Here is a 23,157-nt window from a genome sequence, read left to right as displayed (position 1 = left end):
CGGGCGGCCCGCGGCGGCACCCCGGCACCACCGGCAAGCGATCCCCGCCCCGCTCCCCAACATCCGTACTCCCGGAAGCGACGGACATACGTCGATGAGCCCCCGCACCGGAACCGCCGGCCCCCGCACTCTCGCCTTCGTCGAGAGCCCGGTACAGCTCCTGAACGTGCTGGAGTGGGCGCACACCCACGCCCTCGGCACCCCGGAGGACCCCGCCGCGGGGCCCTTCCGTTCCGGTGGCGCGGGGCTCACCCTGGTGGTCCTGTCGCCCAACGACCCCATGACCCGGGGCCAGCTGCGCCGGATGGCGGAGCTGGCCCGGGACGAGGGCCACGAGGTGCGCTGGGAGGAGGCGCGCGGCGGCACCGCCGCCCCCTTCCGCACCGTCGGCGGCCTCGCCCCGCTGCTGCGCGCCGCGAGCCGCGTCGTCCTGGGCGACCCCTTCTCCCGCTACGTCCAGCTCCTGCTGACCATCACCCGGGCACCGGACGTGGTCGTCGTCGACGACGGCACCGCGACCATGGAGTTCGTCTCCCAGCTGGCCCGCGGCGAACGCCTCGTGCGCTGGCACCGCAAGGGCGGCCGCCCCGGCCCCCGCGACCTGATCTTCGCCCCGGTCTCCGCCAAGGCCCGCAAGCGCCTCACCCCGGCCACCGGCCGACGGGTCGAGGTCTTCTCCTCCATGCCGATCGACGAGACCCCCGAGGGCGTCTCCGTCACGGCCAACGCCTTCACCTGGACCCGCTCCCGCTTCGGCCCGCCCCGCATCACCAAGGGCGCCGACCTCGTGGGCACCTCCCTCGTGGAGACCGGAGTGGTGGACGGCGACCGCTACCGCGAAGCCGTCCGCTCCCTCGCCAAGGCCCACGGCGCCACGCGCTACTTCGCGCACCGCCGCGAGAGCGCCGAGAAACTCCACACCCTCGGCGCGGAGACCGGCCTGGAGATCGTCCGCCCCGACCTCCCCCTGGAGCTCATCGCCCGCCGCGGCCCCATCGGCCGGACGATCCTGAGCTTCCCGTCGACGGTCGTCCACACCCTGCCCCTGGCCCTGGCCGGGACGGACGTGCGCGTCGCCGTCTGCGACATCGACCCCAGCTGGCTCACCGAGAACGCCTCCCCCCGCGCCCAGGGCTTCCTGTCCGGCGTCACGGGCACGGCCAGGGACGTCCACCGGCTGTCGTCGGTGGCGTCGGCCTGACCTCCACCTCGCGTGTTCGCTCCGGGAGTATCCGGAGCTCTCGCTTCCCCGGTCGCCCCGTGCCTATCGTGCCGCGAGACCGGGGAAGGTGAAGTGCCGCCCCGCAAGGGGGAGTTGTAGTTGTGACGACACACGGCGAACGCACCCGGCTGACACCCACGGCGGACGGCCACAAGGTCACCCCCGCCGAACTCTTCTTCGACCTCGTCTTCGTCTACGCCATCACCCAGGTCACCGCCCTGATGGCCGCCGACCCCACCGCCCCGCGCCTGCTGGGCGGCATGGTCGTCCTCGCCCTCCTGTGGTGGTGCTGGTGCTGCTTCGCCTGGCTCGGCAACGTCGTCCGCGCCGACTCCGGCGGCATGTTCGCGGTCCTGGTGGCGGTGATGGCGGTCGTCCTGGTCGTCTCCCTGACGGTCCCCGAGGTCTACGACGACACCCCGGGCGGCCTCCACGCGCCCCTGCTCTTCGTGGCCTGCTACGGCTTGGTCCGCGTCCTGCACCTGGTGACCTACTGGCTCTCCGCCCCCGACGACGCGGCCCTGCACGCCACCCTCCGCCGTACCGCCCTGCTCTCGGTGCTCCCGCCCGTCACCCTGCTGCTGGTGGGCGCCGCCTTCGACGGCATCACCCGGATCCTGATCTGGCTCGCCGCGGTGATCATCGACTACGCGGGCATCTTCGTCACCGGCAAGTCGGGCTGGCGCCTCGCCTCCCCCGCACACTTCTCCGAACGCCACGGCCTGATCGTGATCATCGCGCTGGGCGAGTCCATCGTCGCGATCGGCGTCGGTGTCGGCGTCACCGGCTCCCCGGTCTCCGCCCCCGTCGTGGCCGCCTCCGCCCTCGGCCTGCTGGCCGTCGCCGCCCTGTGGCGCCTGTACTTCCACGGCGTCGCCGAACCGGCCGAACACCGCCTCGCCGCGCTGACCGGCGACGACCGCACGGTCCTGGCCCGCGACACCTACACCTTCCTCCACCTGCCCCTGGTGGCCGGCGTGGTCATCACCGCCCTCGGTATGAAGAAGACCCTCCAGCAGGTCGCCGACACCGAGCACTACGGCCTGTCCGAGCCCCTGCACGGCATGCCCGCCTGGGCCCTGGCCGGCGGCGCGGGTCTCTTCCTGCTCGCCTCCGCCGCGATCCTCCTGCGCACCACCGGCCGCCGCGCCCCCGTCCTGCTCGCCGGCGGCGTGGTCTGCGTGGCGGCGGGCCCGCTGGTCGCCCTCGTCCCGGCCCTGGCGGCCCTCGCCGGCCTGGCCGGCGTGATCACCGCTGTACTCCTCCTGCACGGCCGCCCGCCCCGGCCGGCCACCGCCGACTGAGCGGCGACCCAGGAGACGCGAGGGGCGGCCGGCCGAGCGGTGAGCCGGGAGACGCGGGAAGGACCGGCCGAGCGGTGAGCCGCGAGCCGCGGGAAGGACCGGCCGAGCGGCGAGGGGGTCGCTCCCGCCCCGTCCCCGCGCCCCCCACCGCCCCCGTGATCCCTGTCACCACCGCCGGCCCCGAGCCACCCGATCGCACCGCACGGCCCCGGCACCCTGGCCGCCCCGAGCAACCGCAGGCCACCCGCCCTCCCGGGCTTCCCGGCTTCCCGACTGCGACGCCTCCCGGAGGACCCTTCGCACACACGGCGTAACCGAACCGGCGCGCGGCGGAGACGCTTCCGGGACGGTGGGGCGGCGCGGACGTGGTATCCGTGGAGTGTGGGAATCGTCCGGACACCCCCGGACGTTTAGACGAAGAGATTCGCGGGCAACCCCGGCGCTCCTTCCTCACGGTCCCCCCAGGTCCACCCGCCCGCGAAGAGGCGGCCGGGTATACCCATCCCTGCCCATACGTATGCGTTGTGCGACCGAAAGTCTTCCCCTCGCGGGCTGATTTTTTGTTGATCGAGGGTGAGAAGGTCGCCCGATCGCCCTACCCTTCAGAGGGTGAACCAACTGATGTCCCGAGAGTCCGAGGCCGATCTGCCAGGGGAAGCCGAAGCGTCGCTCCCCGGCACGTTGCCGGAAGCCCTGCGTGCCGAACTCGTCGCGTTCCGCCGCGACTTGCACATGCACCCGGAGCTCGGCAACCAGGAGTTCCGTACGACCGCCGCGATCAAGGCCCGCCTGGAGAAGGCAGGGCTCAGGCCGCGTGTGCTCGAGACCGGGACCGGACTCATCTGTGACATCGGCGACTGGAGCGGCGCCGACCACTCCGCGCTCGCCCTGCGCGCCGACATCGACGCCCTCCCGATCCCGGACACCAAGGTGGACTGCGACTACCGCTCCACCGTCCCGGACCGCGCCCACGCCTGCGGCCACGACGTACACACCACCGTCGTCCTCGGCGCCGGCCTCGTCCTCGCCGACCTCCACCGCAGGGGAGAGCTGCCCCGCCCCGTCCGGCTGATCTTCCAGCCCGCCGAGGAGGTGCTGCCCGGCGGCGCCGCGGACGTCATCAGGACCGGCTCGCTCGAAGGTGTCGGCCGGATCATCGCCGTCCACTGCGACCCCCGCGTCGACGCGGGCCGCATCGGGCTGCGCCACGGCCCCATCACCTCGGCCTGCGACCGGCTGGAGCTCTCCCTGGACGGCCCGGGCGGCCACACCGCGCGCCCGCACCTCACCACCGACCTCGTCACCGCCGCCGCCCGGGTCGTCACCGACGTGCCCGCGCTGGTCGCCCGCCGCTTCGACGCCCGCGCCGGGCTCGTCGTGACCTGGGGCCGCATCGAGTCGGGCCACGCGCCGAACGTCATCCCGCAGCACGCCGAGCTCTCCGGTACCGTCCGCTGCCTGGACATCAACGCCTGGCGGCAGGCGCCCGACCTGATCCACGAGGCGGTCCAGGAGGTCGCGGTCATGCACCGCGCCAAGCCCGAGATCAACTACATCCGGGGCGTCCCGCCGGTCGTCAACGACCCCGTCGTCACCGAGCTGCTGCACGACTCGATGGTGGCCCGCCGCGGCGTGAAGTCCGTCGAGGACACCGAGCAGAGCCTCGGCGGCGAGGACTTCTCCTGGTACCTGGAGCACGTCCCCGGTGCCATGGCCCGCCTGGGCGTCCGCCGTCCGGGCGACCTCACCGTCCGCGACCTCCACCAGGGCGACTTCGACGCCGACGAACACGCCATCACCGTGGGCGTCGAGCTCTTCACCGCGGCCGCCCTCCTCGACGCCCGCATGCGGGTCCTCGATGAGGCCGGCCGGTAACCCTCCCGCCCGAGCCCTCGGCTTGCGCCCCGCCCACCCTCGCGGCAGCCTGGTGCGCGTGTCCGTACGAGCCCCGTGCGGACCGCGCACTCTGACGCTGAAGTCACCCCCTGTACACGGAAAGCGAGGGACGCGAAAGGCTCCGTGTCCGAGACGTCCCTTTCGATCCCCTGGTTCACGAGGGCGTAACGGCCACCGGCACGAATGGATAACGGCCAGTCGAAACCCCGTTCCCAGGAGGGTCTACGCGCGTTAATGTGCGCCGAACTGAGCACCCGGTCGCGGGGCTTTGGAGAAGATGGGGAACTTCAAGATGCGTCGGATTTCCAAACTGACCCGCGTCGCGGTGGGGGTCGCGTCGCTGGCGCTCGCCGCCACGGCCTGTGGTGGCACCAGCAGTGAGAGCAGCAGCGACGGCGGCGAGACCAGCAAGGGCGAAAAGGGCCTCGCGATCGCGTACGACATCGGCGGCAAGGGCGACCAGTCCTTCAACGACGCCGCGTACGCGGGCCTGGAGAAGGCTCAGAAGGAGTTCGGTTACCAGACCGAGGACATCGAGCCCACCGAGGGCGAGACGGACGCCGACAAGCAGCAGCGTCTGGAGTCCCTGGCCAAGCAGGGCTACAACCCGGTCATCGGTGTCGGCTTCGCCTACGGCCCGGCCATGGAGGCCGCCGCCAAGCAGTACCCGGACACCACCTTCGGCATCGTCGACTCGGTCGTCGAGGGCGACAACGTCGCGTCCCTCGTCTTCGCCGAGCAGGAGGCCTCGTACCTCGCCGGTGTCGCGGCCGCCAAGGCCACCAAGTCGAACACCGTGGGCTTCATCGGCGGTGTGGACATCCCGCTGATCCACAAGTTCGAGGCCGGCTACAAGCAGGGCGTCGAGGACACCAGCGGCGGCAAGGTCAAGGTCGTCTCGCAGTACCTGACCCAGACGGCCGAGGAGGGCGGCTTCTCCAGCCCCGACAAGGGCAAGGCCGCCGCCGAGGGCCAGATCGAGAAGGACGCGGACGTCCTCTACCAGGCCGCCGGCCTCTCCGGCCAGGGTGTCATCGAGGCCGCCGCCAAGGCCAAGGTCTGGGCCATCGGCGTCGACTCCGACCAGTACAACCAGGAGGCCCTGGCTCCCTACAAGGAGTACATCCTCACCTCCGCCCTCAAGGACGTCGGCGGCGCGGTCTACGCCCTCGCCAAGTCCGTCGAGGACGACAAGCCCCTCACCGGCGTCCAGACCTTCGACCTGAAGGTCGACGGCGTGGGCCTCGCCGACTCCAACCCGAAGATGGGCGAGATCGCCGGCCTCTCGGACGCGGTCGCCAAGGCCAAGAAGGAAATCATCGACGGCACGATCAAGGTGAAGACCGAGTAACGGTCACACCTTCGAAAGAGTCCTGACAGCGGGCGGGTGTACCTGTACACCCGCCCGCTTCACGTATCCAAGCCTTTCAGGGGCGCGGGAAACGGCGCGACCAGCCACGACGCACGGACGGTCGCGACTCGTCGGACACCACCCCACCCCTGGCGTCCAACACCCCCGCCCCACGTTGCAACACGGCCCCATAACAACGTGGTCCACCAGGCTTCACCCGGAGGGTCTACGCGCGTTACTCTGCGGCGAAAGCCATATAAGGCGCCGACGCTGTGCAGCACTCCTGCCCAGTACCTCCCGGCGCTGTACGACAGGAGCACCACAAATGCGCCGGGTTTCCCGCCTCGCGGTCGCAGGCGCAGCGACCGCCTCCCTCGCACTCGCCCTCTCCGCCTGCGGCGGTACGTCGACGGACGCCTCGTCCTCCTCGGCCGACTCCAAGGGCGACATGGGCCTCGCCATCGCGTACGACGTCGGCGGCAAGGGCGACCAGTCCTTCAACGACGCCGCGTACGCGGGCCTGGAGAAGGCGAAGAAGGAGTTCGGGTACCAGACGCAGGACATCGAGCCCACCGAGGGCGAGACGGACGCCGACAAGGAGCAGCGCCTGATCTCCCTGGCGAAGCAGGGCTACAACCCGGTCGTCGGTGTCGGCTACGCCTACGCGACGGCCGTGAAGGCCGCAGCCGAGCAGTACCCGGACACCACCTTCGGCATCGTGGACGACTCCACGGTGCAGCTGGACAACGTCGCGGACCTGGTCTTCTCCGAGGAGCAGGCCTCGTACCTCGCCGGTGTCGCGGCGGCGAAGGCCACCAGGACCAACACGGTCGGCTTCGTCGGCGGCGTGGACATCCCGCTGATCCACAAGTTCCAGGCGGGCTTCGCGCAGGGCGTCAAGGACACCAACCCCAAGGCCAAGGTGCTCACCCAGTACCTCACCCAGACGGCCGAGGAGGGCGGCTTCTCCAGCCCCGACAAGGGCAAGACGGCCGCCGAGGGCCAGATCGAGAAGAAGGCCGACGTCGTGTACGCGGCGGCCGGACTGTCGGGCCAGGGCGTGATCGAGGCCGCCGCCGCGAACAAGATCTGGGCGATCGGCGTCGACTCCGACCAGTACAAGCAGGAAGCCCTCGCGACGTACAAGGACTCCATCCTGACCTCGGCCACGAAGGACGTCGCCAAGGCGGTGTACAACCTGGCGAAGTCGGTCGAGGACGGCAAGCCGGGGACCGGTATCGTCAGGGGCGATCTGAAGACCGGCGAGGTCGGCCTCGCCGACTCCAACCCGAAGTTCAAGAGCGACACCGAGCTCCAGGAGGCCATCGCCACGGCCAAGGAGAAGATCATCAGCGGCGAGATCAAGGTCAAGACCAGCTGATCCAGGTCGCGACCGACCCACCCAGCCACAGCACGAGCAGCCGGGCGACCGAGGGGCGGTCTCGGACACCACCGAGGCCCTCCCGAAGTCTCCGGTAACCGCGGGGTTACGTCCGCTCAACGGGGCACGGGGAGTATCGCTCCCTGTACCCCGTTGTCCCGGTGCGTCGCCGCCCAATTTCGATGCCGTAGGGGCGCTACGCGCGTAGACGACCCCCCTTTCCCAGGAGAGTGCGCCATCAACGCGTCCAGCAGCCCTCCGGCCGACGCGGCGGTCAACGACTCGGTGACCGCCGTCGAACTCGCCGGGATCACCAAGCGATTCCCCGGCGTCGTGGCCAACCACGACATCCACCTGACCGTCCGCAAGGGCACCGTCCACGCCCTCGTCGGGGAGAACGGTGCCGGCAAGTCCACCCTGATGAAGATCCTCTACGGCATGCAGAAGCCGGACGAGGGCACCATCGCGGTCGACGGCGAGCAGGTCTCGTTCTCCTCCCCGGCCGACGCCATCGTGCGCGGCATCGGCATGGTGCACCAGCACTTCATGCTCGCCGACAACCTCACGGTCCTGGAGAACGTGGTCCTCGGCAGCGAGAAGCTCCACGGCATCGGTGCCAAGGCCCGCCGCAAGATCAAGGAGATCTCCGAGCGGTACGGCTTCGGGGTCCGCCCCGACGTCCTGGTCGAGGAACTGGGCGTCGCCGAGCGCCAGCGCGTGGAGATCCTCAAGGTCCTCTACCGGGGCGCCCGCACCCTCATCCTGGACGAGCCGACCGCCGTCCTGGTGCCCCAGGAGGTCGACTCCCTCTTCGCCAACCTGCGCGAACTCAAGGCGCAGGGCCTCGCGGTCATCTTCATCTCGCACAAGCTGGGCGAGGTGCTCTCCGTCGCCGACGAGATCACCGTCATCCGGCGCGGCACGACCGTCGGCACGGCCGTCCCCGCCGAGACCACTCCGCGCCAGCTCGCCGAGCTGATGGTCGGCAGCGAACTGCCCACCCCCGAGACGGCCGAGTCCACGGTCACCGACCGTCCCGTCCTCACCGTCAAGGACCTCCGGCTGGAGGCCGTCGGCGGCAAGGCGCTGCTCGACGACATCAGCTTCACCATCCACGCGGGCGAGGTCCTGGGCCTGGCCGGCGTCGAGGGCAACGGCCAGACCGAACTGGTCGACGCCCTCATCGGCCTGAAGTCCGCCGACTCCGGCACGATCTCGCTCGCCGATGAGGAGATCACCACCTGGGCCACCCGCAAGCGCCGCGAGCAGGGCGTCGGCTACATCCCCGAGGACCGCCACCGGCACGGTCTGCTCCTGGAGGCCCCCCTCTGGGAGAACCGTATCCTCGGCCATGTGACCGAGCGGCCCAACGCCAAGGGCGTCTGGCTCGACCCGAAGGCCGCCCAGGAGGACACCCGCCGGATCGTCGCCGAGTACGACGTCCGCACCCCCGGCATCGACGTCACCGCCGCCTCCCTCTCCGGCGGCAACCAGCAGAAGCTGATCGTCGGCCGCGAGATGAGCCACAAGCCGCGCTTCCTGATCGCCGCCCACCCCACCCGTGGTGTGGACGTCGGCGCGCAGGCCCAGATCTGGGACCAGATCCGCGAGGCCCGCCGCGAGGGCCTGGCCGTGCTGCTGATCTCCGCCGACCTGGACGAGCTGATCGGCCTGTCCGACACCCTCCGGGTGATCTACAACGGCAAGCTGGTCGCCGACGCCGACCCGGCCACCATCACCCCCGAGGAGCTGGGCTCGGCCATGACCGGTGCCGTGACCGGCCACCTCGAACACGAAGAGACCCCTGAGACCTCGGCGGACGAGTCCGCGTCCGGGTCCGAGGAAGACGAGGCCCGCTGATGAAGAAGTTCGACAAGGAGCGCGTGCTCCTCGCGGTGGCCGGACCGGTCCTCGCGCTCGCCGTGGCCTTCGCGCTGACCGCGATCGTGCTGCTGGCCTCCGGCAAGAACCCGGTCGAGCCGTTCACGATCATGTTCGAGCAGGCCACGTTCTCCGACATCCAGGTCCGGATCATCAACCAGGCCTCGCTGTACTACATCGCGGCCCTCGCGGTGGCCATCGGCTTCCGGATGAACCTGTTCAACATCGGTGTCGACGGCCAGTACCTGCTCGGCGCCATGATGACCGCGATCGTCGGCGCCCATGTCGACCTGCCCGCGTTCCTCCAGATCCCGCTGCTGATGCTCACCGCCATCTGCACCGGCGCGTTCTGGGCCTCCATCGTCGGTGTCCTCAAGGTCACCCGCGGTGTCAGCGAGGTCGTCTCCTCGATCATGCTGAACGCGATCGCCACCTCCGTCATCGGCTACCTCTGGCTGCCGAACGTCTTCGGCGTCAAGGTCGGCAACAACAACACCACCGGCGAGATGGCCGAGTCGGGCTGGGTGCCCGGCATCGACATGGGCAAGGCCGGCGAGATCTACGGCCTGGTGCTCCTCGCCGTCCTGCTCGGCGTCGGCTACTGGGTCGTCATCAACCGCACCCGCTTCGGCTTCGACCTGCGGGCCTCCGGCGCCTCGGAGTCGGCCGCCGCGGCCAGCGGTGTCGACCCCAAGCGCATGATCCTCACCGCCATGCTGATCTCCGGCGGCGTCGCCGGCCTCGCGGGTCTGCCGATCCTGCTGGGCGACACCCACACCTACAGCCTCAACTTCCCCACCGGTATCGGCTTCCTGGGCATCGGCATCGCCCTCCTCGGCCGTAACAGCCCCGTCGGCATCGCCTTCGCCGCCCTGCTGTGGGCCTGGCTCGACAAGGCCTCCCCGGAGCTGGACTTCCACGGCTACGACAAGGAGATCGCGGTCATCATGCAGGGCCTGATCGTGCTCTCGGTCGTCGTCTCCTACGAGACCGTCCGCGAGTGGGGCCTGCGCCGGCAGCAGCGCCGGGTCGGCGCCGAACTCGCCGCCGGGAACGTCCTCGGCGCGGACGCCTCCGACAACAACAACGTCAAGAAGGAGGTGTCGGGCCGATGACCACGAGCACCACCGCGACCGACCTCAACCAGCCCTCGCTGGAGCCGACCGCCCCGACCGGGCGCAAGATGTCGCTGCCCGTGCTGCTGCTGGTCATCGCCGGCGTCCTGGCACTCACCTCGATCGTCCGCATCATCACCGGCGCCGACGGCATCACCAACGTCAGCCAGATGTCCACCGCGCTGGAGCTGGCCGTCCCGATCGGCCTCGCCGGTCTCGGCGGTCTGTGGGCCGAGCGCGCGGGCGTCGTCAACATCGGCCTCGAAGGCATGATGATCCTCGGCACCTGGTTCGGCGCCTGGGCCGGCTTCCAGTACGGCCCGTGGACCGGCGTCCTGGTCGGCATCGCCGGCGGCGCGATCGGCGGCCTGCTGCACGCCTTCGTCACCGTCACCTTCAACGTCAACCACATCGTCTCCGGTGTGGCCATCAACATCCTCGCCCTCGGCGCAACCCGCTACCTGGCCCCCCTCGCCTTCGAGGGCCACCAGGGCGGTTCGGCCAAGCAGTCCCCGCCGGTCGAGTCCATCGGTGACTTCACCATCCCGGGACTGTCGGACGCACTGGTCGAACTCAACTCCAAGGGCTGGTTCTTCGTCTCCGACCTCGCCGGCCTGCTCGGCGGTCTGGTCACCAACGTCTCGTGGCTGACCCTCGTCGCCGTCGCACTGATCCCGGCCACCTGGTGGATCCTGTGGCGCTCCGCCTTCGGTCTGCGCCTGCGCTCCTGCGGTGAGAACCCCATCGCCGCCGAGTCCCTCGGCGTCAACGTCTACAAGTACAAGTACCTCGCCGTGATCATCTCCGGCGGTCTGGCCGGCCTCGGCGGAGCCTTCCTCTCCATCGTCGCCAACCCCTTCTACCTGGAGGGCCAGACCAGCGGCCGCGGCTTCATCGGTCTCGCGGCGATGATCTTCGGCAACTGGATGCCGGGCGGTCTCGCCCTCGGCGCCGGCCTCTTCGGCTACACCGACAGCCTCAACCTGCGCGGCGGCTCCGAGAACGTCCACGCCCTGCTGCTCCTCGGTGCTCTTCTGCTGATCATCGGCGCGATCTGGCAGGCCGTGCGCAAGAAGTACGTCCCGGCCGCGATCACCTTCGTCGTCGGCGCCCTGGTCTACGCCTGGTACGCGACCACCAACGAGGTCCCGAACCAGGTCGTCGCCGCCACGCCGTACGTCATCACCCTGATCGTCCTCGCTCTCTCCGCACAACGGCTGCGGATGCCGAAGGCGGACGGACTGCCGTACCGGAAGGGCCAGGGCAAGTGACCGCGGGCGCACCGGCCGAGGCCGACTGGGACGAGCTGCGCGCCGTCGCGCGGGACGCCATGTCCCACGCGTACGCCCCGTACTCGGGCTACCCGGTCGGCGTGGCCGCCCGCGTCGACGACGGCCGCACGGTCTCCGGCTGCAACGTCGAGAACGCCTCGTACGGCCTCGGTCTGTGCGCCGAGTGCGGACTGGTCTCGGAGCTGCAGCGCACCGGCGGCGGCCGGCTGACGCACTTCACGTGCGTCGACGGCAAGGGCGAGATCCTCGTGCCCTGCGGCCGCTGCCGACAGCTGCTGTACGAGTTCGGCGGACCCGGCCTGCTGCTGGAGACCCCGGCGGGAATCCTGCCCCTGTCGGAGATGCTGCCCCAGGCCTTCGGCCCGGGCCATCTCACCAAGTAACTCCCGTGCGGCCCCTCCTGACGAACGGTCGGAGGGGCCGCGCACTTTCGCAGATCTTTGGAAGGACAGCCATGACGTCTTTGTCGATGGACGCCATCTCAGTCATCCGCACCAAGCGGGACCGCGGCGAGCTCAGCGACGAGCAGATCGACTGGGTCATCGACGCGTACACCCGCGGCGAGGTCGCCGACTACCAGATGGCCGCCCTCAACATGGCGATCCTCCTCAACGGCATGGACCGCCGCGAGATCGCCCGCTGGACGGCCGCGATGATCGCCTCCGGCGAGCGCATGGACTTCTCGTCCCTGTCCCGCCCCACCGCCGACAAGCACTCCACGGGCGGCGTCGGCGACAAGATCACCCTGCCCCTGGCGCCGCTGGTGGCGGCCTGCGGCGCGGCGGTACCGCAGCTCTCCGGCCGGGGCCTCGGCCACACCGGCGGCACCCTGGACAAGCTGGAGTCCATCCCCGGCTGGCGCGCCCTGCTCTCCAACGAGGAGATGCTGAACGTCCTGGACGAGGTCGGCGCGGTCATCTGCGCGGCGGGCGACGGCCTGGCCCCGGCGGACAAGAAGCTCTACGCGCTCCGCGACGTCACGGGCACGGTCGAGGCCATCCCGCTGATCGCCTCCTCGATCATGTCGAAGAAGATCGCCGAGGGCACGGGCTCCCTCGTCCTGGACGTGAAGGTCGGCACCGGCGCCTTCATGAAGACCATCGAGGACGCCCGGGAACTGGCGTCGACGATGGTCGGCCTCGGCACCGACCACGGCGTGAAGACCGTCGCCCTCCTGACGGACATGTCGACACCCCTCGGTCTCACCGCCGGCAACGCCCTCGAGGTCCGCGAGTCGGTCGAGGTCCTGGCGGGCGGCGGCCCGGCGGACGTCGTCGAGCTGACCGTCGCCCTCGCCCGCGAAATGCTCGACGCGGCCGGGGTGAAGGACGCCGACCCGGCGAAGGCCCTGGCCGACGGCTCGGCGATGGACGCCTGGCGCCGCATGATCGCCGCCCAGGGCGGTGACCCGGACGCTCCGTTGCCGACCTCGCGGGAGCAGCACGTGGTCAAGGCGACCGCCTCCGGGGTCCTGACCCGCCTGGACGCGTACGACATCGGCATCGCCGCCTGGCGTCTCGGCGCCGGACGCGCCCGCAAGGAGGATCCGGTCCAGGCCGCCGCCGGCGTCGAGCTGCACGCCAAGCCCGGCGACACGGTCACCGAGGGCCAGCCCCTGCTGACGCTGCACACCGACACGCCCGAGCGCTTCGACTACGCCCTGGAGGCCGTGCGGGGGTCGTACGACATCGCGGCCCCCGGCACCGCGTACTCCCCGACCCCGATCGTGCTGGACCGCATCGCCTGAGACGGCCGAGCCCGGCGGATCCGGGCAGGTCACGGCGGGTGTGGTCGCCTCCGCGATGAGTTCCGGGACGCTCCCCGGTCTACCGGTCGTGGACGCGACGACACCCGCCGTACTCGTGCTGCCAGGCCCCGTCACCCGGGACGAGACGCCTCGGCTCTGTGCCGAGGTACGCGCGCGACTGGAGGAGACCGGGGGCGGGACCGTGGTGTGCGACGTCGCCGGTGTCGGACCGCCGGGCCTGGCCGTCGTCGACGTACTGGCGCGGATGCAGCTCACCGCCCGCCGGGCCGGGGGCCGGATACGGCTGCGGGACCCCGACCCGGCGCTGCGCGCGCTACTGGCCCTGGTCGGGCTTGCCTTCGAGGTGGAGGGGCAGGCCGAAGAGGGGGAACCAGCGGGCGGTGTCGAGGAAGCAGTGGAATCCGGCGATCCGGCCCTCTGATATCTCCAGCGCCTGCACCGCCCACGCGCTGAAGCCGCCCTTCTCCGGGTCCGGCTTGTACTGCGCGAAGCCGGGCAGGCCGTTCACCGCGACCGGTACGAGGTGCGATCCGGCGCAGGCCGCGCCGAGCGTGGTCATGAAGCCGGTGATGTCGTCGGTGCCGGTCAGCCACAGGTCGAACGGCGGCATCGTCATGACCGCGTCCTCGTGCAGCAGGGCCGTCAGCGCCGCCATGTCGTACCCCTCGAAGGCGGCCACATAGCGCTCCAGCAGCTTCTGCTGCTCGTCGTCGAGCGGGTCGGAGACATCGGCCGGCGCGACCTTCCCCTCGCCCTCGGCGAGGGTCGCGCGGGCCCGCTGGAGGGCGCTGTTCACCGAGGCGACGGACGTGTCCAGCAGCTCGGCGACCTCGCTGGCCTTCCATGCCAGCACCTCGCGCAGGATGAGCACCGCCCGCTGCTTGGACGGCAGCTTCTGCAGCGCCGCGACGAACGCCAGCCGCACGGATTCCTTGGCCACGGCGGCCTCCGCCGGATCGTCGGTGGTCGGCAGCACCCGGGCGTCCGGCACCGGCTCCAGCCAGGTGTTGTCGGGGCGGGGGGAGAGGGCGGCCTGCGCGAGCGGCGTCGAGTCGGTGAGATCCATGGGCCGGGCCCGCTTGTTCCCCGCGGTCAGCATGTCGAGACAGACGTTCGTGGCGATCCGGTAGAGCCAGGACCGAAGGGAGGACCGCCCCTCGAACTTCTCGTAACTCCGCCAGGCCCTGATCATCGTGTCCTGCACGGCGTCCTCGGCCTCGAAGGACGACCCCAGCATCCGATAGCAGTACCCGGTCAGCTCGACCCGGTGTTTCTCCAGCCGGACGTCCAGATCCGCCGTCGCCGTACCGTCACTCATGGCCAACCCACCCCTGTGGCTCACTCCGTCGCACGCACCCTTGCGCACCACCTCGGAAGCTACCGCAGCCCACTGACAATGGCCTGGCGAAGGGGCGAAGGCGCACGTCAGGGGGTTGTGGGTCGCCCGCGGGTCCGATGGGGCCGGTCGCGCAGTTCCCCGCGCCTCTGAAGGGGCCTTCGGCCCTTCAGCTGAAAAGCACGGGGCGCAGCCCCTGCTTCTCAGGGGCGCGGGGAACTGCGCGAGAACCCCCACCGGACCCGCGCTGACCCACCCGCCCCACCCACCCCAAAAACCTCAGTGAACCGGGACCGGCCCCCGCCGAGCCGCACGCGACCCCACCACAGTGATCCCCACAACCCCCACCACAGCCAGCAGCCCCAGCGAAACCGTCCCGCCCCAGCCGCCCGCATGGAAGGCCACCGCCCCCAACGTGCTGCCCGCGCTGGAACCCACGTAGTACGCCGACTGGTACAGCGCCGACGCCTGCGCCCGCCCCTCCTTCGCCGTGTGGCTCACCGCCGACGACGCGGCGGCGTGCCCGGCGAAGAACCCGGCGGTGATCAGCACGAGTCCGAGCAGGACCAGCGGGAGCGAGTCGGACAGCGACACCAGCAGACCGGCGGTCGTCGTACCGCCCGCCAGATACAGCGTGCCCCGGCGCCCCAGCCTCCCCACCAGCTTCCCGGCGGTCGACGCCGACACCGTGCCCACCAGATACACCAGGAAGATCGACCCGATGACCCCCTGCGGCAGGGAGAACGGCGCGTCGGTCAGCCGGTAGCCGATCACCGTGTAGACCGCCCCGAAGACGGTCATGAACAGCGCGCCGATCGCGTACAGCCGGCGCAGCAGCGGGTTGGCGAGGTGCGCCCGGACCGTACGGCCCAGCACCGCGGGCCGCAGCGACCCGGCCACGAAGTGCCTCGGCGCGGGCAGCAGCAGCCGGAAGGCCACCGCGCAGCCGACCGCGACCACCCCGAGCACGCCGAGGGCGACCCGCCAGCCCCACTCCTGGGCGACCCACCCCGTGACGACCCGCCCGCTCATGCCGCCGACGCTGTTGCCGGCGACGAAGAGACCGATCGCCGTGATGAGCGCCTTGGGCCGCACCTCCTCGGCGAGGTAGGCGGTGGCCGAGGCCGGCACCCCGGCCAGCGCGGCACCCTGCACGGCCCGCAGCACCACCAGCGCCCCCAGCGAGGGCGCGAAGGGGATCAGCAGCCCGACCGTCACCGCGACCCCCAGCGAGGCGGTCATCAGCGTCCGCCGCCCGAACCGCTCCGACAGCGCGCTCATCGGCAGCACGAACAGCGCCAGCGCACCCGTCGCCGCCGACACCGTCCAGCTGGCCGCGCTCGCCGTCGTCCCGAAACCGTCGGAGATCAACGGCAGCAGCGCCTGCGTGGAGTAGAGGAGGGCGAAGGTCGCGACACCCGCGAGGAACAGCGCGAGGCTCATCCGACGGTAGCCGGGCCCGCCCGGGGCCACTCGGGAATCGATGGGGGTGATGACTGATCCGGCGCCCACGCTGGTGGGCGCCTCGGTACTCGCGGAAGGCATGCCTCGAAACTACGTACGCCGACATTCATCCGTCCAATGCATGGAACCGTCATAATCGTTCCCGTGAAGCATCAGCAGAGGTCAGGGCCGCGACTGTCACCGTCCGGTGACACAGAAGACATTGAGCACACCGGGCACGGCGACCAGGGCGGGGACATCGAGGACATCGTCCTGCGGCTCGCCCCCCGCCTCGCCTACTTCGCCGGGGTCGCCCGCACCGAACACGTCACCCGGGCCGCGCGCGAGATGCGGGTCCCGCAGTCGACGCTGTCGCGGGCGATGGTCCGCCTGGAACAGGACCTGGGCGTCGACCTGTTCGCCCGCCGGGGGCGCACGGTCTCCCTCACCCACGCCGGCCGTACCTTCCACACCTCCGTCGAGCGCGCCCTCACCGAGATCGAACGCGCCGCCGACGAGGTCCGCGCCGACGCCGACCCCGCCACCGGCAAGGTCGCCTTCGGCTTCCTGCACACCATGGGCGCCGAGACCGTCCCCGGCCTGCTCCAGGCCTTCCGCGCCGAGCACCCCCGCGTCCGCTTCAGCCTCGTCCAGAACTACGGCGAGGCCATGCTGGAGCGTCTGCGCGCGGGCGAACTCGACCTCTGCCTCACCTCGCCCGTCCCGGACGCCCCCGACCTGGTGGCCCGCCGCCTCGACGAACAGAAGCTCCGCCTCGTCGTCCCCGCCGACCACCGCCTCGCCACCCGCAAGCGGGTCCGCCTCGCCGAGGCCGCCGACGAAACCTTCGTCACCCTCGAACCCGGCTACGGCATGCGCCGCATCACCGACGACCTCTGCAAGGAGGCCGGCTTCAAACCCCGTATCGCCTTCGAGGGCGAGGAGGCGGAGACCCTACGGGGCCTGGTGGCGGCGGGCCTGGGCGTGGCCCTCCTGCCCCCACCCGCCGTCCCACGACCGGGCGTCGTCGAACTGACGGTCACCGCCCCGAGAGCGGCCCGCGAAATCGGCGTGGCCTGGCTCGACGGCCACCCCGACACACCCCCGGTGGCAGCCTTCAAGAAGTTCCTGCTGTCGAGAAGAGGGCACTTGCTGCCAAGCTGAGCCACCGCCCACCCAGGGGCGCCGGGAACTGCGCGGCCGGCCACCCACTGCCCGCGGTCGCGAGATGACATCAACCACCCTGATGCGAGCGCCGCCCCCCGAAGCCGGAGGCAAGCGGCATCCGCAACCCCAACGGCGGCGGCGCCGCGAGCGCGTCCTCCACGGGCCGCGCGAACGCCTGCCCGAACAACACCCCCATCACGAAATCCGCGGCCAACGCGTGCACCTCGTCCCGGTACTGCGTCAACCCGTGCCGATCCGCGTGCACCTCGAACCGGCAGATGTCGGGGTTCGTTTTCTTCGCCCGCGCCGCGAACCGGAACGACAACTCGGGATCCACCCGCTCGTCGTTCGTCCCGTGCACGATCAGCACCCGCCGCCCGGCCAGCTGTTTCACCGGTTCGGGCGGCGCCGCCACATCCTCCTCGGGCAACCAGGGAGCGATGGCCAGCACGGAGTTGACGGCCTCGTGCCCGCCCGCGTGCAGCGCGGCCCGCGCCCCCATGTGGAGCCCGGCGAGACACACCGGGACGTCTCCGTAACGCCGGACGACCTCGTCCGCGGCCCACTCGGCGTCCCGCGCCAGCCGCGCCTGAGAGCCGTTCCATCCCCGATAGCGGTAGTGCACGACATGCGTGGCCAGCCCCTCCGTACGGCCCGCGCGGGCGAGCCGGCGGCCGAGGGCGTGCACGGACGCCGTGGCCATCAGGGGGGAGGGTCTGCGGGTGGATGCCTCGTCGCCGGCCGGGAGCAGCAGGACGACCCCGCTGACCGTGCTCGGCTCCGGGCCGATCGTCCGCCCAAGTCGGGGCATACGTACCGGCATTGCTTGCTGCGCCATGACAGAACAGTGTCAGAAGAGAGGGTGTACGCCACCCGTCCTGAGGGTCACCGTTGGGTATCGACGGAACCGCCCGACAGGCGCTCTACGCGCGTAGGAGATATCGTACGAAAATGACGAACCAGACCGACCCGACCGGTAACACCCCGGACTCGGACCAGATCCGCCGGGCGCCCAAGGTTCTGCTGCACGACCACCTCGACGGCGGCCTGCGCCCCGGAACCATCGTCGAACTCGCCCGCGACAGCGGGTACTCCCAGCTCCCCGAGGCCGACGCCGACCGGCTCGGCGTCTGGTTCCGCGAGGCCGCCGACTCCGGCTCGCTGGAGCGGTACCTGGAGACCTTCTCCCACACCGTCGCCGTCATGCAGACCCGCGACGCTCTCTTCCGCGTCGCCGCCGAGTGCGCCGAGGACCTCGCCGTCGACGGCGTCGTCTACGCCGAGATCCGCTACGCCCCGGAGCAGCACCTCGAAGGCGGCCTCACCCTCGAAGAGGTCGTCGAGTCCGTCAACGAGGGCTTCCGGGAAGGCGAGCGACGGGCCAGGGCCGACGGTCACCGCATCCGCGTCGGCGCCCTGCTCACCGCCATGCGGCACGCGGCCCGCGCCCTGGAGATCGCCGAACTCGCCAACCGCTACCGCGACCTGGGCGTCGTCGGCTTCGACATCGCGGGCGCCGAGGCCGGTTACCCGCCCACCCGCCACCTCGACGCCTTCGAGTACCTCAAGCGCGAGAACAACCACTTCACCATCCACGCCGGCGAAGCCTTCGGACTGCCCTCCATCTGGCAGGCCCTGCAGTGGTGCGGCGCCGACCGGCTCGGCCACGGCGTCCGCATCATCGACGACATCCAGATCCACGAGGACGGCTCCGTGAAGCTCGGCCGCCTCGCCTCCTACGTCCGCGACAAGCGCATCCCGTTGGAGCTGTGCCCCAGCTCCAACCTCCAGACCGGCGCCGCCCGTTCGTACGCCGAGCACCCCATCGGGCTGCTGCGGCGACTGCACTTCCGGGCCACCGTGAACACCGACAACCGGCTGATGTCCCACACCAGCATGAGCCGCGAATTCGAGCACCTTGTCGACGCTTTCGGTTACACGCTCGACGACATGCAGTGGTTCTCGGTCAATGCTATGAAGTCAGCATTCATTCCTTTCGATGAACGACTGGCCATGATCAATGACGTGATCAAGCCCGGATACGCCGAGTTGAAATCCGAATGGCTGTTCCGTCAGACGGCCTCCACCAGCGGTTCTGTCGACGAACAGGGCTGATCGGCTGCATCGGTAAGCGGTCGCGCCGACGGCGACGCGGCCGCTTTTCGATGTTTGCCTCCGGCGGGACTTTGGTGTTTACGTTTCGGCACCGCTCACCACCCGTCAAACGCATTCCAAGGACGCATTCAACATGAAGCAGTCTGCTGCCAAGACCCTCGGTGTCGCCGTCGTCGGTGCCGCCATCGCCGCCGCGGGCGCGGGGGCCGCGAACGCCGCACCGGGTGCCCCCGACGCCTCCCAGGCCCTGGGCACCGTCACCCAGGCACTGCCCGTGGAGAACGTCTCGAGGGTGCTGCCGGCCGCCTCCGGCGCCCTCGCCCAGGGGCAGAGCGCGCTCGGCGCCGGCCTCGAAGCCGCCCAGCCCGCCGCCACCAACGTCCTCGCCGAGGGCCCCACGGCCCCCGTCGCCGGACTGCTCGGCGGCCTCCCCGTCGGCAAGACCCTCCCCGCCAAGGGCCTCGGCGTCAACGGCCTGCCCCTCGGCGGCGGTCCCGCCGCCTGAGGCGCACCACGACACCCGTACGGGGCGCACCCTTCGCAGGGGGCGCCCCGTCGGTGTGTGCGCCGGGAGGCCGCCGGTCGTCGTCGGCCGCCGGTCCGGCGCGCGTCACCAGGCCGTGCGGGCCTTGCCCTCGGAGGGGAACAGGATCCACAGGGCTATGTAGAGCAGGAACTGCGGGCCGGGAAGCAGACACGACACGAGGAAGATCACGCGCATCGTGGTCGCGGAGGTGCCGAAGCGCCGTGCCAGCGCGGCGCACACTCCGCCGATCATCCGGCCTTCGGTGGGGCGGGCAAGGCGGCTCATGGGGGCTCCTTCGTCAGCGTAGGACGTCGACCGGAGGTCGACTGTGGGACGGGACCTCCAAGCGGCCCGCTCTCTTTTCCACACCTTCGACGCTACGGTGACGAACCGGACGAAGCGTCCCTCTATGGGGCCATCCCCACCCTGGGAATCGTCGGGGTCCGACCCTGAGACAGCTCCTCGGGGAGCAGCCGGGCCGCCCCCACCCGCGTCTTCGCCCTCCGCCGCAACGCCGACCTGAGCGCCGGAACGACCGCGACATGGGCGAGGCCCACGCCGACCGAGTTCAGCAGGATCGAGTCGATGTCCACGACCTGACCGGGCACCCCGGTCTGCAACAGCTCGATGGCCAGCGACAGCAGCGCCCCGGCCGCGACCGACCGGGCCAGCGAGGCGAGCGGCGACACGGCGAGCCTGCCGTGCAGCATCGGCAGCAGGACGCCCAGCGGGGCGAGCAGCGCCAGCCCCTCGCCGATGCGGTGGGCCGCCTCCGGCCAGCCGAGCGCCAGATCCGCTCTGATCCCCGCGAAGGGCCGCAGATTCGCCGGACTCATCCAGGTGACGTCCAGCGGGCGCAGCGTGATCCAGGCAACGACCGCGAGATGTGCGGCGAGGAGGACACCCCCCGCCACACGGACACGGACCCCGGCGCTACCGCCGTTCGTACCTTGAGGCTGCACGCCCCCCAAGACGCGCCCCCCGGCACGATCGGTTGCAGCCCCTTTTTTGAGGCTCGGTTCGCCTCCGGGGCGCAGAAGCCTGTGTCGAGAGCGTGACCGTGCTCGACCCCTCCTTCGTCGGGGCCTCCGCGCGCTCACGCTCTCGACACAGGCGCGCCCCTTCGGCTCACTCGCCGGCTCTTGTGCAGTTGCCCCGGCAGCGGGTGTCGGACGGGTGGCTCAGGACCCGTCGATCTCCTCGGACGGCGGGTTGCCCTCTCCCGGGGCCGACTGGGTCTCCTGGGTGCACTCGTAGCGGCGTAGGGAGGCCGCGCCGGTGCCGCCCAGGACGACCGAGCCGTTGTCGCCGGCGGCGGCGGAGTCGGCGAAGGTGCAGACGATCTGGGCGAGGGCGTACTTCGGGAGGGAGCCGGGGGCGGTGGACAGGCGGAGGGTGTCCTCGGGGTCGCCCGGGGCGGGGCCCGACACCGTGAGGCCGGGCGGGACGGCCGTGCTGTAGCCGACCTCGTCCTCGACGTCGCTGGGGTCGCCGGCCAGGGCGTCCAGCAGGCCCTGGGCGACGACGACCCGCCGCTGCGCTTCCTCGGTGCCCTCGGCGACCTGCACCGAGCGGTTGACCCGGACGAGCGCCCCCGAGCAGAGCAGGAACACCTCGACCGGCATCCCGGACGGGGTGGCCTGGGTCGCGATGTCCGACACCGACAGCTCGCACGGCACCATCGAGGGCGCCGGCCCGAAGTCCGTCGGTACCTGCGTGGCCCGGATGCCGCAGCCGGTGAGCAGGCCGGCGAGCGCCCCGGTCGCCGCCAGGAGCCGTACGCCGTGCACGCTTCGTATCGTCACTGGCTGTCCCCCTCGGTGCCCGCCGGGCCGCCGTCGCCCTGATCGCCGTCCCGCTCGTCCCGTTCCTTCGCGACCAGGGAGGCCGCGTCGCGGGGCAGGCGCAGGGTGAAGACCGCGCCGCCCTTGGGGGAGTTGGCGGCGGTGATCTCGCCGCCGTGGATGTGGGCGTTCTCCAGGGCGATGGACAGGCCGAGGCCGCTGCCCTCGGAGCGCGGGCGGGAGGCGCTCGCCTTGTAGAAGCGGTCGAAGACGTGCGGGAGGACGTCCTCGGGGATGCCGGGGCCGTGGTCCTGGACCTCGATGAACAGGTTCTCGCCCTCCGTGCGCACCGAGACGCGCACCGGGGAGCCGCCGTGCTTGAGCGCGTTGCCGATCAGGTTCGCCAGGATCACGTCCAGGCGGCGCGGGTCCAGGTTGGTGATGATGCCGCGCTCGGCGTCCAGTTCCACCGCGTCCAGCCAGGCGCGGGCGTCGATGCAGGCGGTGATCTGGTCGGCGATGTCGACGTCGTCCAGGACGAGCCGGGCCGTGCCCGCGTCGAAGCGGGTGACCTCCATCAGGTTCTCGACCAGGTCGTTCAGGCGCCGGGTCTCGCTGACGACGAGCCGTACCGCCGGTTCGATCATGGGGTCGAGGCTGCCGGTGTCGGCGTCCAGCTCCTCCTCCAGCACCTCCGTGACGGCGGTGATCGCCGTCAGCGGCGTACGGAGTTCGTGGGACATGTCGGCGACGAAGCGGCGGGAGGCCTCCTCGCGGGCGCTCATGTCGTCGACCTTCTTCTCCAGGGACTCCGCCGCGAGGTTGAAGGTCCGGGAGAGGTCGGCCAGTTCGTCCGTGCCGGAGACACGCAGCCGGGTGTCGAGCTTGCCCTCGCCGAGGCGGCGGGCGGCAACCCCGAGGCGCTGCACCGGCTTCAGGACCGTGGTCGCGGCTGCCTGCGCGAGCAGCGCCGAGCCGATCAGCGACAGGCCCGTGGCGATACCGAGGGACCAGGCGAGGGAGTTGAGGTCCTTCGCCTCCTCCGCGAGGGACTTGCGCATGTAGCCGGTCGGCCCGCCGCCGATCATCTTCGCGCCGCCCACCAGATAGGGGGTGTCGCCGTCGATGACCCGCTGCCAGTACACGTGGTACGCGTGCTTGTTGCCCGAGGTCAGCTTCTGCCGCTTGTTGACGGCCTTCTGCAGGGACGCGGGCACGTCCTCCAGCGAGAAACCGGTGAGCGCATTGTCGGTGGAGGATCCGGAGACCGTCTCGCCGTCGGCGCCCTCGGCGATCAGCAGCACGCTGGAGCGCTCGCCGCCGTCCGCCATCTTGCGCGCCGCGACGCGCAGTTGGTCCTGCGTCGGGTTGGGTCGCAGCGTGCTCACATGGCTCTGCATCTCACGCTCGAAGTCGTTGAGCGCCGCGTCCTGCGCGCGGGTCTGCACGGCCTCGCGGTTGAGCCAGTAGGCGATACCGGACGCCGACACTGCGGCCGTGAGCGCCACCAGGCCGAAGACGACCACCAGACGCAGCCGGAGACTGGTGAAACGGATCCGGGACTGCACTGTCCTGC

The 23,157-nt window shown here is 71.0% G+C and carries 21 protein-coding genes; 14 read left to right on the top strand and 7 right to left on the bottom strand.

Annotation, left to right across the window (positions count from 1 at the left end; genetic code table 11):
* Positions 1 to 94: 94 nt before the first annotated feature.
* The 11 genes from ACZ9QC_RS14875 to ACZ9QC_RS14825 all read left to right on the top strand — a co-directional run bounded on the left by ACZ9QC_RS14875 (position 95) and on the right by ACZ9QC_RS14825 (position 13,631).
* Positions 95 to 1,201 (top strand): hypothetical protein, encoded by a 1,107-nt coding sequence (locus ACZ9QC_RS14875; RefSeq protein ID WP_472920577.1) that lies wholly within the window; start codon positions 95 to 97, stop codon positions 1,199 to 1,201.
* A gap of 122 nt (positions 1,202 to 1,323) precedes the next feature.
* Positions 1,324 to 2,526, top strand: coding sequence for a low temperature requirement protein A (locus ACZ9QC_RS14870; protein ID WP_472920576.1), 1,203 nt, complete (start codon positions 1,324 to 1,326; stop codon positions 2,524 to 2,526).
* A gap of 621 nt (positions 2,527 to 3,147) precedes the next feature.
* A complete protein-coding gene (locus ACZ9QC_RS14865; RefSeq protein ID WP_472920575.1) occupies positions 3,148 to 4,401 on the top strand; it encodes an amidohydrolase in 1,254 nt (417 codons plus the stop codon).
* Positions 4,402 to 4,714: 313 nt separating this feature from the next.
* Positions 4,715 to 5,773 (top strand): BMP family lipoprotein, encoded by a 1,059-nt coding sequence (locus ACZ9QC_RS14860; protein ID WP_472920574.1) that lies wholly within the window; start codon positions 4,715 to 4,717, stop codon positions 5,771 to 5,773.
* 325 nt (positions 5,774 to 6,098) lie between these two features.
* Entirely contained in the window at positions 6,099 to 7,154 is a 1,056-nt protein-coding gene (locus ACZ9QC_RS14855; RefSeq protein ID WP_472920573.1) for a BMP family lipoprotein, read from the top strand.
* Positions 7,155 to 7,439: 285 nt separating this feature from the next.
* Positions 7,440 to 9,014, top strand: a complete 1,575-nt coding sequence (locus ACZ9QC_RS14850; RefSeq protein WP_472920572.1) for an ABC transporter ATP-binding protein — start codon at positions 7,440 to 7,442, stop codon at positions 9,012 to 9,014.
* On the top strand, positions 9,014 to 10,150 hold the full coding sequence (locus tag ACZ9QC_RS14845; RefSeq protein ID WP_472920571.1) for an ABC transporter permease: 1,137 nt from the start codon (positions 9,014 to 9,016) through the stop codon (positions 10,148 to 10,150). The genes ACZ9QC_RS14850 and ACZ9QC_RS14845 overlap by 1 nt, the downstream gene beginning before the upstream one ends.
* On the top strand, positions 10,147 to 11,421 hold the full coding sequence (locus tag ACZ9QC_RS14840) for an ABC transporter permease (RefSeq protein ID WP_472920570.1): 1,275 nt from the start codon (positions 10,147 to 10,149) through the stop codon (positions 11,419 to 11,421). Before ACZ9QC_RS14845 ends, ACZ9QC_RS14840 begins: the two co-directional genes overlap by 4 nt.
* A complete protein-coding gene (locus ACZ9QC_RS14835; protein ID WP_472920569.1) occupies positions 11,418 to 11,825 on the top strand; it encodes a cytidine deaminase in 408 nt (135 codons plus the stop codon). The genes ACZ9QC_RS14840 and ACZ9QC_RS14835 overlap by 4 nt, the downstream gene beginning before the upstream one ends.
* A gap of 80 nt (positions 11,826 to 11,905) precedes the next feature.
* Positions 11,906 to 13,189 (top strand): thymidine phosphorylase, encoded by a 1,284-nt coding sequence (locus tag ACZ9QC_RS14830; RefSeq protein WP_472921692.1) that lies wholly within the window; start codon positions 11,906 to 11,908, stop codon positions 13,187 to 13,189.
* 55 nt (positions 13,190 to 13,244) lie between these two features.
* On the top strand, positions 13,245 to 13,631 hold the full coding sequence (locus tag ACZ9QC_RS14825; protein ID WP_472920568.1) for an STAS domain-containing protein: 387 nt from the start codon (positions 13,245 to 13,247) through the stop codon (positions 13,629 to 13,631).
* Here the strand turns inward: ACZ9QC_RS14825 and ACZ9QC_RS14820 are convergent.
* Together ACZ9QC_RS14820 and ACZ9QC_RS14815 are read right to left on the bottom strand one after the other, a co-directional pair.
* Positions 13,524 to 14,528 carry a sigma-70 family RNA polymerase sigma factor gene (locus ACZ9QC_RS14820; protein WP_472920567.1) on the bottom strand — a complete coding sequence of 335 codons (1,005 nt, stop codon included), beginning with the start codon at positions 14,526 to 14,528 and terminating at the stop codon, positions 13,524 to 13,526. The genes ACZ9QC_RS14825 and ACZ9QC_RS14820 overlap by 108 nt on opposite strands.
* A 297-nt stretch (positions 14,529 to 14,825) precedes the next feature.
* On the bottom strand, positions 14,826 to 16,091 hold the full coding sequence (locus ACZ9QC_RS14815; protein ID WP_472920566.1) for an MFS transporter: 1,266 nt from the start codon (positions 16,089 to 16,091) through the stop codon (positions 14,826 to 14,828).
* Between the two features lie 63 nt (positions 16,092 to 16,154).
* Here ACZ9QC_RS14815 and ACZ9QC_RS14810 point away from each other — a divergent pair, with 63 nt between their 5' ends.
* Positions 16,155 to 17,153: a LysR family transcriptional regulator gene (locus ACZ9QC_RS14810; RefSeq protein WP_472920565.1), complete on the top strand. Its 999-nt coding sequence runs from the start codon at positions 16,155 to 16,157 to the stop codon at positions 17,151 to 17,153.
* Positions 17,154 to 17,223: 70 nt separating this feature from the next.
* Here the strand turns inward: ACZ9QC_RS14810 and ACZ9QC_RS14805 are convergent, their stop codons facing one another.
* Positions 17,224 to 17,994, bottom strand: a complete 771-nt coding sequence (locus tag ACZ9QC_RS14805) for a prolyl oligopeptidase family serine peptidase (protein WP_472920564.1) — start codon at positions 17,992 to 17,994, stop codon at positions 17,224 to 17,226.
* 113 nt (positions 17,995 to 18,107) lie between these two features.
* On the opposite strand from ACZ9QC_RS14805, the gene ACZ9QC_RS14800 reads away from it, so the two are divergent.
* Positions 18,108 to 19,271 (top strand): adenosine deaminase, encoded by a 1,164-nt coding sequence (locus ACZ9QC_RS14800; RefSeq protein ID WP_472920563.1) that lies wholly within the window; start codon positions 18,108 to 18,110, stop codon positions 19,269 to 19,271.
* A 133-nt stretch (positions 19,272 to 19,404) separates the two neighbouring features.
* Positions 19,405 to 19,776 (top strand): ATP-binding protein, encoded by a 372-nt coding sequence (locus tag ACZ9QC_RS14795; RefSeq protein WP_472920562.1) that lies wholly within the window; start codon positions 19,405 to 19,407, stop codon positions 19,774 to 19,776.
* A gap of 105 nt (positions 19,777 to 19,881) precedes the next feature.
* On the opposite strand, the gene ACZ9QC_RS14790 is transcribed toward ACZ9QC_RS14795, so the two are convergent.
* From ACZ9QC_RS14790 to ACZ9QC_RS14775, 4 genes are all read right to left on the bottom strand, one after another.
* Complete coding sequence (locus ACZ9QC_RS14790) at positions 19,882 to 20,082, bottom strand: PspC domain-containing protein (protein ID WP_037694490.1); 201 nt, start codon at positions 20,080 to 20,082, stop codon at positions 19,882 to 19,884.
* A gap of 122 nt (positions 20,083 to 20,204) precedes the next feature.
* Positions 20,205 to 20,759 (bottom strand): VanZ family protein, encoded by a 555-nt coding sequence (locus ACZ9QC_RS14785; protein ID WP_467292375.1) that lies wholly within the window; start codon positions 20,757 to 20,759, stop codon positions 20,205 to 20,207.
* A gap of 219 nt (positions 20,760 to 20,978) precedes the next feature.
* Positions 20,979 to 21,602 (bottom strand): hypothetical protein, encoded by a 624-nt coding sequence (locus tag ACZ9QC_RS14780; RefSeq protein WP_472920561.1) that lies wholly within the window; start codon positions 21,600 to 21,602, stop codon positions 20,979 to 20,981.
* The gene (locus tag ACZ9QC_RS14775) at positions 21,599 to 23,149 is read right to left on the bottom strand and encodes an ATP-binding protein (protein ID WP_472920560.1); all 1,551 of its coding nucleotides are present in this window, start codon (positions 23,147 to 23,149) and stop codon (positions 21,599 to 21,601) included. The genes ACZ9QC_RS14780 and ACZ9QC_RS14775 overlap by 4 nt, the downstream gene beginning before the upstream one ends.
* Positions 23,150 to 23,157: the final 8 nt, after the last annotated feature.

This window comes from Streptomyces sp. HUAS MS02, from assembly GCF_055702265.1.
This window is presented reverse-complemented; position numbering and strand designations above follow the sequence as displayed.